Genomic DNA, 12736 nt, shown 5'->3' on the forward strand with positions numbered 1-12736 from the left:
TAAGAAGGCCAGCCTATTCAGAAAGCCAGGGCGATCAGTGCCGCGTTGGCCAGCACCCCGGCACCGACCCGGACGGAGCCCTCGTCGACCCGCAGGTCACCCTGGTGCAGGTCGAAGGTGGGACCGCCCGGGGTGCGGGTGCCGAGGCGGCCCATCGCACCGGGGACACGGGTCAGGTACCACCCGAAGTCCTCGCCGCCCAGACTCTGCAGCGTGGGAACGTGACCGCCCTCGCCGACGATCCGCTCGATCGCCCGGCCCAGCGCGAACGTCGAGGAGTGCTCGTTCACGACCGGCGGGACGCCACGCTGGTAGTCGACGTCGCAGTCGACGCCGTAGGGAGCAGCGATCTGGGCGACCAGTTCGGTCACCAACGGTTCGGCGAGTTCCCAGGCTGCGGCGTCGAGCATCCGGACGGTGCCGGCGAGCGTGCCGGTGCGCGGCACGACGTTCGGGGCCGATCCTGCCTGGATGCTTCCCCAGACCAGACTGAGACCGGCCCGGGGGTCCATCCGACGCGACAACGCCGCAGGGAGCTCGGTGAGGATCTTCGCGACCGCGAACGTCAGGTCCTCGGTGAGGTGCGGGCGCGAGGTGTGTCCGCCGCGGCCGGTCACGGTGATCCGCAGGATGTCGGCGGCCGCCGTCAGCGGGCCTTCGCGCAGACCGACCTGACCGACGTCGATCGACGGGTCGCAGTGCAGACCGAAGACGTGGACGACGTCGTCGAGCGCCCCCCGCTCCACCAGCTCCAGCGCGCCACCGGGCATGACCTCCTCGGCCGGCTGGAACAGCAGTCGCACCCGGCCGGTCAGCAGCCCGGCGTCGTGCACCGCGGCGAGCGCGAGACCGGCGCCCAGCAGTGCCGTGGTGTGGACGTCGTGACCGCAGGCGTGCGCCACCCCGTCGACGGTGGAACGCCAGGGGTCCTCGGTGAGGTCCTGGACCGGGAGGGCGTCGATGTCGCCGCGCAGGGCCACCACCGGTCCGGCGTCGCCCAGGTCGGCGATCAGTCCGCTGCGCGGCAGCCGCCGCACTCGCAGTCCCGCCGCCTCCAGGCGCGCAGCCACCAGTTCGGTGGTGCGGGCCTCCTTCCACGACAGCTCGGGGTGGGCGTGCAGGTCCCGGCGCAGCGCGAGCAGATCGGCCTCGTGGGCATCGATCACCTCGTCGACCACGGCAGAGGCACGGAGCTGGGCTTGGCTGGGGGCGGAAGTCGTCATCACCGCGGAGTCTAGGCCGCCCCCAGGGACGGCGGTGCCGCTCGGTCCCTTCCCGGACCCGTGGTCTCGTGCCGCTCAGGACGCGTCGTAGGCAGCCAGGATCATGTCGGCAGCGGCGGGAGCACCGAGACGTCCCGACAGGATCTGCTCGGCGACGTCGCCGCGGATTCCGGCGACCGCCTCGGAACGCTCCAGCCGGTCGATGAGCTGGTCCCGCACCAGCGACCAGGTGAAGTCGAGCTGCTGCTGGGCACGCTTGTCCAGCAGTCCCTGCTCGCCCAGGTGCTCACGGTGTGACAGGACGCGCTTCCAGACGTCGTCGACGCCGGTGTGGGTCAGACCCGAGCAGGTCACCACGGGCGGCGCCCACTCCTTGGGACCACGCACCATGCGCATCGCGCCGGCCAACTCACGGGCTGTCCCCCGGGCCTCGGCCGCCCGGTCCACTCCCCCGCCGCCCTCGGCGTCTGCCTTGTTGACCGCGATCACGTCAGCGATCTCCAGAATGCCCTTCTTGATGCCCTGCAGCTGGTCACCGGTGCGGGCCAGGGTGAGGAACAGGAAGGTGTCGACCATCCCGGCGACGGTGATCTCGGACTGCCCGACGCCGACGGTCTCCACCAGGATCACGTCGTAGCCGGCACCTTCGAGGACGTTCATGGCCTGCGACGTGGCGGCGGCGACACCGCCGAGGGTTCCGGCTGACGGCGAGGGACGGATGAACGCCTTCGGGTCGACCGAGAGGTTCGGCATCCGGGTCTTGTCGCCCAGGACAGACCCACCGGTGCGGACCGAGGACGGGTCGACGGCGAGCACACCGACCTGGTGTCCCAGACCGGTCAGGTGGGTGCCGAGGGCCTCGATGAACGTGGACTTCCCGACGCCCGGCACACCGGAGATGCCGACACGCACGGCCGGGGACGACGTCGGGTCCTCGGCGAGTGCGGCCAGCAGGTCACGGGCGAGCGCCTTGTGGTCGAGCCGCTTCGACTCCACCAGCGTGATGGCCCGGGCGACCTGCCCACGGACGCCACCGCGGACGCCGTCGAGCAGGGTGTCGAGATCGGGAAGTGCCATGCCTCGTTCCTCCGGATGTGCCCCGGCCCGGCACCGTGGAGACGGTGCCGGGCCGGGAGGGGTGTTCTCAGGCCTCGCGCAGCTTGGCGAGGATGTCGAGCGCGGAGTCCGCGATCACGGTGCCCGGGACGAAGACGGCAGCAGCGCCCATCTCCTTCAGGGTCGGGACGTCGTCCGGCGGGATGACGCCGCCGATGACCACCATGATGTCCTCGCGTCCCTGCTCGGCCAGGGCGGCCTTGAGGGCGGGCAGCAGGGTCAGGTGACCTGCGGCCAGCGAGGAGACACCGACGATGTGCACGTCGGCGTCGATCGCCTGCTGGGCGACCTCCTCGGGGGTGGAGAAGAGCGGACCGACGTCGACGGTGAAGCCCATGTCGGCGAACGCGGAGACGACGACCTTCTGGCCGCGGTCGTGGCCGTCCTGGCCCATCTTGGCGACCAGGATGCGCGGACGGCGACCCTCGGCCTCCTCGAACTCGGCGGTGGCCTTCAGCACGGCCTCCAGCTTCTCGTCGCCGGCCTCGGCAGCAGTGTCTCGGTACACACCGGAGATCGTACGGATCGTCGCCTGGTGACGTCCGTAGACCTTCTCCAGGGCGTCGGAGATCTCGCCGACGGTCGCCTTGGCGCGGGCCGCGTCGACGGCCATGGCCAGGAGGTTGCCCTCCAGCGAGCCGCCGCCGACGGCGCCACGCTCGGCGGACGCGGTCAGTGCGGCCAGAGCGGTGTCGACCTCGTCCTGGTTGCGCTCGGCGCGCAGACGCTCCAGCTTGGCGACCTGGGCGCGGTAGACCTCGTCGTTGTCGACCTTGAGGACGTCGAGCGGGTCCTCGTCGGCCAGACGGAAGGTGTTGACGCCGATGACCTGCTGGGCGCCGGAGTCGATGCGTGCCTGGGTGCGGGCAGCCGCCTCCTCGATGCGCATCTTCGGGATGCCCTGCTCGATGGCCTTCGCCATGCCGCCGGCGGCCTCGGCCTCCTGGATGTGGGCCCAGGCCTTCTCCGCGAGGTCGTGGGTGAGCTTCTCGACGTAGTAGGAACCGGCCCACGGGTCGATGATCTCGGTCGTCTTCGACTCCTGCTGCAGCAGCAGCTGGGTGTTGCGGGCGATGCGCGCGGAGAAGTCGGTCGGCAGCGCGATCGCCTCGTCGAGGGCGTTGGTGTGCAGCGACTGGGTGTGACCCTGGGTCGCGGCCATCGCCTCGATCGCGGTGCGGCCCACGTTGTTGAAGACGTCCTGGGCGGTCAGTGACCAGCCCGAGGTCTGCGAGTGGGTGCGCAGGGAGAGCGACTTGGCGTTCTTGGGGCCGAACTCACGCACGAGGCGGGCCCAGAGGGCGCGCGCGGCGCGCATCTTGGCGACCTCCATGTAGAAGTTCATGCCGATCGCCCAGAAGAACGACAGCCGCGGCGCGAACTGGTCGATGTCGAGGCCCGCGGCGAGACCGGCGCGGATGTACTCCACACCGTCGGCCAGGGTGTAGGCCAGCTCGAGGTCCGCAGTCGCTCCGGCCTCCTGCATGTGGTAGCCGGAGATCGAGATCGAGTTGAAGCGCGGCATCTTCTGCGACGTGTACGCGAAGATGTCGGAGATGATCCGCATCGACGCCGCCGGCGGGTAGATGTAGGTGTTGCGGACCATGAACTCCTTGAGGATGTCGTTCTGGATGGTCCCCGCGAGCTGCTCGGGCTTGACGCCCTGCTCCTCGGCGGCAGCGATGTAGAGCGCCAGGATCGGCAGCACCGCACCGTTCATGGTCATCGAGACCGACATCTGGTCCAGCGGGATGCCCTCGAAGAGGGTGCGGGTGTCGTAGATCGAGTCGATCGCGACACCAGCCATGCCGACGTCACCGCGCACGCGCGGGTGGTCGGAGTCGTAACCGCGGTGGGTCGCGAGGTCGAAGGCGACCGAGAGGCCCTTCTGACCGGCGGCCAGGTTGCGGCGGTAGAACGCGTTGGACTCCTCGGCGGTGGAGAAGCCCGCGTACTGACGCACGGTCCACGGCTGGGTGGTGTACATCGTCGGGTACGGGCCACGCAGGAACGGGCTCAGGCCCGGCCAGGTGTCGAGGCCGTCGAGGCCGTCGAGGTGCTCGGGGCCGTAGACGCCTTCGACGTCGATGCCCTCGGGGCTGGTCCACGGCTCGCCGGCGGCCTTCGGGGCCGGACCGGACGCGCCACCCAGCGGGAGACCGGAGAAGTTGGAGGGAATGCTCATGCCAGGGCCTCACGGGTGGTGTGGAGGAACGCGAGGGCGTCGAGGCCCATCGCGCAGGAGTCGTCGACCTCGAGGTCACCGGGCTTGCCGGCGATGATGACGTGCTCGACGCCAGCAGCACGCAGCGCCTCGACGGCAGCGGCACCCCACTCGGCGTAGGCGGCGTCGGTGCCGGCCAGGCAGGCGACGGTGTGACCGGAGACCTTGGCGGCCAACTCGGTCGCGTCGGCGGTCGGGCCAGCGACGTCGACGGCGATGCCACCGGCAGCCAGCAGGTTGGTCGCGAAGGTCGCGCGGGCGGTGTGCTGGGCGATGGTGCCCATGGTGGCCATCAGGACCTTGGCCTCGACCGGCTCGTCACGCAGGGCCTCGAACGAGGCGCCGTAGCGGCGGACGGCGTCGGCGCTGGGGTGCGCGATGCGCTCGGGCAGCGTCTCACCCAGGTTGGGGAACTCGCTGACGCCGGTGATCGGCTGGCGACGGTGGGCGATGGCGACCTCACGGGCAGCCACGACCTCCTCGACGCGGTCGACGACCGAACCGTCGGCCAGGGCGGCGGCAGCGCCACCGACGGCCTCGATCAGACCGAGCTCGGCCCAGCCGGCGACGGCGAGGTCGTCGGTGAGCTTCTCCACCGCGTACGAACCACCGGCGGGGTCGGTGACCTTGCCCAGGTGCGACTCGGCGAGCAGCAGCGAGGAGGTGTTGCGGGCGATGCGACGGCCCAGGGCGTCGGGCAGGCCCAGGGTGGAGTCGAAGGGCAGGACGGTGACGGACTCGGCGCCACCGACACCACCGGCGAACGCGGCGACCGTGGTGCGCAGCATGTTCACGTAGGGGTCGTACTTGCTCATCATCGGGCGCGAGGTGACCGCGTGCTGGCGCTGGGCGACCGGCTCGGTCGCACCCGACAGCTCGGCGACGCGGGCCCAGAGGCGACGTGCGGCACGGAACTTGGCGATCGTGGGGAACTGCTCGTCGGTGGCGGCGTAGCGGAACTCGACCAGGCCGAGTGCGTCGTCCAGCGAGATGCCGGCCGCGGCGAGGGTGCGCAGCACCTCGACGCCGACAGCGATCGAGTAGCCGAGCTCCTGGGCGTCGGAGGCCCCGAGGTCGTGCAGCTTGGAGGCGTCGACGACGACACCGAAGGTGCCCTTGGCGAGGGCCAGACGAGCGATGGCGACGAGGTCGTCGTTCGAGGTGCCGCCCAGGGCCGGGGAGGCACCGAGGTTGGTGCCGGCGGCAGGGGTGACGCCGTCGAGCAGGTCGACGAGCTTCTCGGCAGCCGCGAGCGGCTCGGCCGGGGCGTCGAGGACGACGGCGGCGAGGTCGGTGTAGACGCCCTTCAGGACGTCCTCCAGGTCTGCGGTGGCGAGACCGGCACCGAGCTCGACCCACACGGAGGTGGCGCCGTTCTCGAGGTCGACGAGGAGTGCCTCGTTGGCCGCCTTCGCGTCCGGACCGACGACGTGGACGCGGACGTCCCAGTCACCGTCGCGGGTCGGGCGGCCCGCGGTGGTCAGGTCGGCGAGGTCGGCGCTCTGGCCGATCGGGGCGACGGAGATGCCGTCCAGCGTGGTGCGGGCGAGCTTCTCCCAGACGGATGCGTCGGGGGCGTCATCTGCCAGGCGGCGGGACTTGCGCAGCACCGCTGCGGTCGCACGCTCCCAGTCAGCTGCGGTCGCGGTGTCCTCCGGAGAGGTGAGCGCGATCCGGTCGATCGGTGTGGTCATGCCTAGCAGGATAAGTGGGGGGCGTCACGCACCTGGTGGTCGGTCTCACGCCAGCACCCCTCGGGGGTACCCGCCACCTCCTCGCTACCCCCGCACAGGGGCACCGGAGACCCGTCCCACGCTGCTCTCGTGGTCCGGCTGACGCCGTCACCACCCGTGCGTTAGGGTGACCTAACCGAGAATTAGGGTGCCCTAAACAAATACCGACTCGTCAGTAACAAGGTGTATCTCACACACCCGTCTGGGGAGACCGCTGCGACACACGATCGTCGACAGCGTTACCGTGGTGCCTGTGGCAACCCAAAATTCCAACCAGACCCTTGTGAAGGGCTCGCGGTCGACGCGTTCGACGATCGCCCTCAAGATCACGATGGCGACGAGCGGACTGGTGTTCATCGCCTTCCTGCTCGTCCACATGTACGGCAACCTCATGGCGTTCGGTGGTGAGAACTCGTACAACGAGTACGCGCACCACCTCCGCGTCTTCGGCGAGCCCATGCTCCCGGAGAACGGTCTCCTGTGGATCCTGCGTGTCGTGCTCCTCGTCTCCCTCGTGGCCCACGTCGGATCGGCCATCGCGCTGACCGGCCGCGCCCACAAGGCCCGGACGACGAAGTACTCGGTGAAGAAGAACGTCGCCTCCTCGCTCTCTTCGCGCACCATGCGCTGGGGCGGCCTGGCGATCTTCGTCTTCATCGTGTGGCACCTGCTGCACTTCACCATCGCGAAGATCAACCCCACCGGTGGCGAGACCGAGAACCCATACGTGCTGGTCGTCGACTCGTTCAACACCTGGTGGATGACGGTCATCTACCTGGTGGCGCTGTTCGCAGTCGGCATGCACCTTCACCACGGCGTGTGGAGCGCGTGCCAGACCCTCGGCTTCACGAACACCGTTGCGTCCCGCAAGCGCGCCAAGCGCTTCGGCTGGGTCGTCGCGATCGTGATCGCCGGTGGCTTCGCACTGATCCCGCTGTCCGTGCTCTTCGAGATCGTCAAGTAAGGACCGAGAACTCCATGGCTTTCCTGGACGGAACCACCCAGACCAACCAGCCGCCGGTTCAGAAGTCTGACGACGCCGCCGGCTACTACACCCTCGGCGCTCCGCTCGTCGACCCCGTTGCTCCGACCGGCCCCATCGCCGACCGTTGGAAGAACCGCAAGTTCGAGAACCGCCTGGTCAACCCGGCCAACCGTCGCAAGCTCGACATCATCATCGTCGGCACCGGTCTGGCCGGTGGCGCTGCCGCTGCCACGCTCGGTGAGGCCGGCTACAACGTTTCGACGTTCTGCTACCAGGACTCCCCGCGTCGCGCGCACTCCATCGCCGCGCAGGGCGGCATCAACGCCGCGAAGAACTACAAGGAGGACGGTGACTCCACTCACCGCCTCTTCTACGACACGGTCAAGGGTGGCGACTACCGCGCCCGCGAGAACAACGTGTACCGCCTCGCCGAGGAGTCGGCGAACATCATCGACCAGTGCGTCGCGCAGGGCGTCCCCTTCGCCCGCGAGTACGGCGGTCTCCTCGACAACCGTTCCTTCGGTGGTGTGCAGGTCTCCCGTACGTTCTACGCCCGTGGCCAGACCGGTCAGCAGCTGCTGATCGGCGCCTACCAGGCCATGGAGCGCCAGGTCGCCGCCGGCACCGTGAAGCAGTACACGCGTCACGAGATGCTCGAGGTCATCCTGGTCGACGGCAAGGCCCGCGGCATCGTCACCCGTGACATGGTCACCGGTGCGATCGACACCCACCTGGCCGACGTCGTCGTCCTGGCCACCGGTGGTTACGGCAACGTCTTCTACCTGTCGACCAACGCGATGGGCTCGAACGTCACCGCTGCCTGGCGTGCGCACCGCAAGGGTGCCTACATGGCCAACCCCTGCTACACGCAGATCCACCCGACCTGCATCCCGGTCACCGGCGACCACCAGTCGAAGCTGACCCTGATGTCGGAGTCGCTCCGCAACGACGGTCGCATCTGGGTCCCCAAGGACCCGAAGGACGCCGACAAGGACCCGCGCGACATCCCGGAGGAGGCGCGCGACTACTTCCTCGAGCGCATCTACCCGGCGTTCGGAAACCTGGTCCCCCGCGACATCGCCTCGCGTGCCGCCAAGTACCAGTGCGACGACGGCAAGGGTGTCGGTCCGCTGGTCAAGGAGGTCGACGAGCACGGCGTGGAGCGCATGGTGCGTCGTGGTGTCTACCTCGACTTCACCGAGGCCATCTCCCGCCTGGGCGAGGACGGCGTCCGCGAGAAGTACGACAACCTCTTCGACATGTACGCGCGCATCACGGGTGAGAACCCCTACGAGACGCCGATGCGCATCTACCCGGCCGTTCACTACGTCATGGGCGGCCTCTGGGTCGACTACCACCTGCAGTCCTCCATCGAGGGTCTGTTCGTGGCCGGCGAGGCCAACTTCTCCGACCACGGTGCCAACCGCCTCGGCGCCTCGGCCCTCATGCAGGGTCTGGCCGACGGTTACTTCGTCCTCCCGAACACCATCCGCGAGTACCTCGCCGACGGCCCGTTCGACAAGATCGACGAGTCGCACCCGTCCGTCGTCGCCGCCCGCACCGAGGTCGAGGAGCGCATCAACCGCTTCATGACCATCGGTGGCACCCGCTCCGCCGACTCCTTCCACAAGGAGCTCGGACGGATCATGTGGGAGTACTGCGGCATGGAGCGCACCGAGACCGGCCTGAAGAAGGCCATCGGTCTCATCCGCGACCTCAAGAAGGCGTTCTGGAGCGACCTGAAGGTTCTCGGCACCGCCGACACCCTCAACCAGTCCCTGGAGAAGGCCGGACGCGTCATCGACTTCATCGAGCTCGGTGAGCTCATGTGCATCGACGCCCTCAACCGTCGCGAGTCCTGCGGTGGCCACTTCCGTGCCGAGTCGCAGACCGAGGACGGCGAGGCCATGCGTCACGACGACGAGTTCGCCTACGTCGCAGCCTGGGAGTTCGGCGGCGAGGACGGTCTCCCGGTTCTCCACAAGGAGGACCTGATCTACACGGCCATCGAGATGAAGCAGCGGAGCTACAAGTGAGCATGAACCTGACCCTGAAGATCTGGCGTCAGAAGGACGCCACGTCGGCCGGTGCACTGAAGACCTACACGGTCGACGGCATCTCGCCCGACATGAGCTTCCTCGAGATGCTCGACGAGCTCAACGAGCAGCTGAACGAGAAGGGCGAGGAGCCCGTCGCGTTCGACAACGACTGCCGTGAAGGCATCTGCGGCATGTGCTCGCTGATGATCAACGGTCAGCCGCACGGCCCCGAGGTCACCACCACTTGCCAGCTGCACATGCGCAGCTTCAAGTCCGGCGACACGATCACCATCGAGCCGTGGCGCGCCGACTCCTTCCCGATCATCAAGGACCTTGTCGTCGACCGCTCCGCGTTCGACCGCATCATCCAGTCGGGTGGATTCATCTCCGCCAACACCGGTTCGGCCCCCGAGGCCAACTCCGTGCCGGCCCCGCGTGACAAGGCCATGCGCGCCTTCAACGTGGCGACCTGCATCGGTTGCGGTGGCTGCGTGGCTGCGTGCCCGAACGGTTCCGCCTCGCTGTTCCTCGGCGCGAAGATCACCCACCTGGGCGAGCTTCCGCAGGGTCAGCCGGAGCGTTACACCCGCGTCGTCGACATGGTCGGCCAGCACGACCACGAGGGCTTCGGCGGTTGCACCAACATCGGTGAGTGCGCTGCTGCGTGCCCCAAGGAGATCCCGCTCGACGTGATCTCGCAGCTGAACAAGGACCTCCGCACGGCCATGCAGATGGGCCTGTGACGTAGTACCTGTTTGCCACCTGTTGGCCCGGTCCCCTCGCGGGGGCCGGGCCTTCGGCCCATTTCGGGGCTCTTCTCCTGGGTGCAGCGCTTCCACGACACCAGTACGGTGACGGGAGTCACGACTTCACGACTTGTTTCGCGATATATCGCGGATGTATCGTCGAGGCATCGACTCAGGAAAGGAGGGTCCCGTGAACACCTACCGGAACCCCACCCCGGGACGTGGCCGACGCGGCGATCGTCGCCGCCCCACCTCCCCCACCTCCTTCGGCCCCGAGCGCGAGATGCGCCGCGGCCAGCGCCCCGAGCACCACTCCCCCGCAGGTACCGACTTCGACTCCGATCGCGACCTGCGTCGCTCCGAACGCCCCGGCCCCGGCCGTGGTGGACGGGGCCGAGGTCCCGGAGGTCGCGGCGGACGTCGTCGTGACGTCCGCGGTGCCGTCCTCCTCGTCCTCGCCGAAGCTCCGATGCACGGCTATCAGGCCATGCAGGCGATCGCGGAGCGCAGCGGCGAGACCTGGCGCCCCAGCCCGGGAGCCGTCTACCCGGTGCTCGCAGCACTGGAGGACGAGGGCCTGCTCACCGTCTCCGCCGACTCCGGACGCAAGGTGGCCACCCTCACCGAGGCCGGTCGGGCCGCAGCAGCAGCCGTGACTGCCGGGGGCCGCGACCCGTTCGCCCTCTCCCCCGACGGCTCGGGCTCGCCGGAGGCCAGTCTCCGCGACGACGTCCACGCCCTCGTGAGTGCGGCGAAGGAGGTCGACCGAACCGGCACCCCCGAGCAGCGCGAGGCCGCCCGGTCCTTGCTCGCCGCCACCCGACGCCAGCTCTACGGCATCCTCGCCGCCGAGCCCTCTCCCACTCCCCAGGAGAACCAGTGAGCACTCCCCCCGCCGCTGAGCACACCGAGACGCTCACCGTCGTCGGCACCGTCGCCACCGATCGTGGCGATCGCTACGTCAAGCAACTCGGCGACCACTTCGGTCGCAAGGTCGAGGTCGTCGACTCCGACGCCGGCCGGCTGGTCACCTTCGCAGCAGGCACCTGTCTGATGTCCGCCGCAGCCGACCGGATCGTCCTGACCGCCGTGTCCTCCGACGACGAATCCCTGGCGACCGTCCAGGACGTCGTGACACGGCATCTGGAACGCTTCGGGGCCCGCGACGAACTCAAGGTCGCCTGGGCATCCTGACCCACCTCTGAACGCAGCACAGGGCCTCTCTCGATCGCGAGAGAGGCCCTGTGGCATGTCCGGGGCGTACGCCCGGGGAACTGTGGTCAGGGTGTGGTGGCCACCGCATCCGGGACCGGAACGACGTGGACGCCGCTCGCCACGGCACGCTCGGTCACGTCGACCGCAGCCGGGGTGCCGTCGAGACCGAAGCGGAGCAGGTGCAGGGTGTCGCCCTCGACGTAGCCGTAGAGCTGGGCGCGGCCCTCGGCGTAGTCCTGGCCGAGGTGGAAGACCTCACGGCCGTCGGACTGGATGATCGTCTCCGACTGGGTCAGCTGGCCGTCGAGGCCGGTGACCGCACTGGCCCCGGACATCAGTTCGGTGACCCACGCTGCTTGGTCCTTGCCAGCGGCCGGCACTGCGGTGTAGATCGCGCCGCCGGTGATCCGGGAGGTCTCGCCGTCGCTCATCGCCTGGATGCCGGGGATCGCCGTCCACCCCAGCGGGAACTGCAGGTGGAAAGACCCCAGCGTGGTGTGGGTGGGGTCCAGGTCGGGGTCATTGACCGGCGTCAGCGTCGGCGGCGTGCCGTCGGCGGTGGTGCCGGGGGTGGCGACGGCACCGTTCGCGGACGTATCGGCCGCAGCGGCAGGATCAGTCGCGGGAGTGGTGCCGGAGGTGGCCGTACCACCGGCACCGGGCGTCGCGCCGGACCCGTCCGTGCTCGCGGTGCTCTCGACGGAGGCCGTGCCGACCTCGAACTCACCCTCGGAGCAAGCAGTGGTCACGGCGCCCAGGAGGAGCACCGCCGCAGCGGCACCGAGGCGGCGGAGCGCGACGCCGCGGGGGGCCGCACGGAAGGTGGCACGGGGGCTGGAGGTCATCGACTGTCCTGTCTCGCGTTCGCCGTCACGACGACGGCATGAGCGGGATTCTAGGGACACTCTGCACCGCAAGGTAACTGGCGCGCCCTCACACCCGCGTCACTGCAACGCGAAGGCGCGGCTGGGTACCCAGCCCGTCACGTCGTCGTGCACGTAGAGGTGGAACTCATCGGCGGAGAAGGCGCAGTCGAAGTCCGCCAGCTCGGTGAACGCACGGTCGAGGCCGGCGTCGTCGAGGTGGTGGGCGATCGTCACGTGCGGGTGGTACGGGAAGTCGAGGTCGACCGCCAGCGGACCGGAGCGCAGGTCCGCGGCGAGCATCTCGCAGCCAGGGATGCCCTCGGAGACCTGGACGAACACCACCGGCGAGACCGGCCGGAACGTCCCGGTGCCGCGCAGGTGGACGCGGTACGCAGCGTGCCGCGCCGACACCTCGGCCAGGTGCTGCTCGACCGCCGGGAGGTCGGCAGCGTCGATCTCCGTGGGCGGGATCAGCGTGATGTGCGTGGGGATCGTGTGCGCCGTCGTGTCCCCGAGCGAGGTGCGGTACTCCTGCAGACGGGTACCCCACGGCTCGGGGATGGCGACGGCGACACCGATCGTGGTCATG

General features: G+C 69.2%; 11 protein-coding genes. 5 read left to right on the top strand and 6 right to left on the bottom strand.

Features of this window, described 5'->3' with window-relative positions:
- Positions 1 to 17: 17 nt before the first annotated feature.
- The 4 genes from EOV43_RS11700 to EOV43_RS11715 form a co-directional block, all read right to left on the bottom strand.
- Complete coding sequence (locus EOV43_RS11700) at positions 18 to 1223, bottom strand: amidohydrolase (RefSeq protein ID WP_128221438.1); 1206 nt, start codon at positions 1221 to 1223, stop codon at positions 18 to 20.
- Between the two features lie 75 nt (positions 1224 to 1298).
- The gene (gene meaB / locus EOV43_RS11705; protein ID WP_128221439.1) at positions 1299 to 2300 is read right to left on the bottom strand and encodes a methylmalonyl Co-A mutase-associated GTPase MeaB; all 1002 of its coding nucleotides are present in this window, start codon (positions 2298 to 2300) and stop codon (positions 1299 to 1301) included.
- Between the two features lie 67 nt (positions 2301 to 2367).
- Positions 2368 to 4524 carry a methylmalonyl-CoA mutase gene (gene scpA, locus EOV43_RS11710; protein ID WP_128221440.1) on the bottom strand — a complete coding sequence of 719 codons (2157 nt, stop codon included), beginning with the start codon at positions 4522 to 4524 and terminating at the stop codon, positions 2368 to 2370.
- Positions 4521 to 6257 (bottom strand): methylmalonyl-CoA mutase family protein, encoded by a 1737-nt coding sequence (locus EOV43_RS11715; RefSeq protein ID WP_128221441.1) that lies wholly within the window; start codon positions 6255 to 6257, stop codon positions 4521 to 4523. Before EOV43_RS11715 ends, scpA begins: the two co-directional genes overlap by 4 nt.
- A gap of 292 nt (positions 6258 to 6549) precedes the next feature.
- Between EOV43_RS11715 and EOV43_RS11720 the strand changes: the two genes are divergently transcribed.
- From EOV43_RS11720 to EOV43_RS11740, 5 genes are all read left to right on the top strand, one after another.
- Entirely contained in the window at positions 6550 to 7260 is a 711-nt protein-coding gene (locus EOV43_RS11720; RefSeq protein WP_239022109.1) for a succinate dehydrogenase cytochrome b subunit, read from the top strand.
- Between the two features lie 14 nt (positions 7261 to 7274).
- Complete coding sequence (locus tag EOV43_RS11725; RefSeq protein WP_128221442.1) at positions 7275 to 9317, top strand: fumarate reductase/succinate dehydrogenase flavoprotein subunit; 2043 nt, start codon at positions 7275 to 7277, stop codon at positions 9315 to 9317.
- Positions 9318 to 9319: 2 nt separating this feature from the next.
- Positions 9320 to 10063 (top strand): succinate dehydrogenase/fumarate reductase iron-sulfur subunit, encoded by a 744-nt coding sequence (locus EOV43_RS11730; protein ID WP_128221443.1) that lies wholly within the window; start codon positions 9320 to 9322, stop codon positions 10061 to 10063.
- A gap of 193 nt (positions 10064 to 10256) precedes the next feature.
- The gene (locus EOV43_RS11735) at positions 10257 to 10949 is read left to right on the top strand and encodes a PadR family transcriptional regulator (RefSeq protein ID WP_164878676.1); all 693 of its coding nucleotides are present in this window, start codon (positions 10257 to 10259) and stop codon (positions 10947 to 10949) included.
- Positions 10946 to 11260, top strand: coding sequence for a DUF2218 domain-containing protein (locus EOV43_RS11740; RefSeq protein ID WP_128221445.1), 315 nt, complete (start codon positions 10946 to 10948; stop codon positions 11258 to 11260). The genes EOV43_RS11735 and EOV43_RS11740 overlap by 4 nt, the downstream gene beginning before the upstream one ends.
- An 86-nt stretch (positions 11261 to 11346) precedes the next feature.
- On the opposite strand, the gene EOV43_RS11745 is transcribed toward EOV43_RS11740, so the two are convergent.
- Together EOV43_RS11745 and EOV43_RS11750 are read right to left on the bottom strand one after the other, a co-directional pair.
- Positions 11347 to 12126: a hypothetical protein gene (locus EOV43_RS11745; RefSeq protein ID WP_128221446.1), complete on the bottom strand. Its 780-nt coding sequence runs from the start codon at positions 12124 to 12126 to the stop codon at positions 11347 to 11349.
- 99 nt (positions 12127 to 12225) lie between these two features.
- A complete protein-coding gene (locus EOV43_RS11750) occupies positions 12226 to 12735 on the bottom strand; it encodes a 2'-5' RNA ligase family protein (protein WP_128221447.1) in 510 nt (169 codons plus the stop codon).
- Between the last annotated feature and the right edge of the window lies 1 nt (position 12736).

It is taken from the genome of Nocardioides yefusunii (assembly GCF_004014875.1).
Classification (GTDB): domain Bacteria; phylum Actinomycetota; class Actinomycetes; order Propionibacteriales; family Nocardioidaceae; genus Nocardioides; species Nocardioides yefusunii.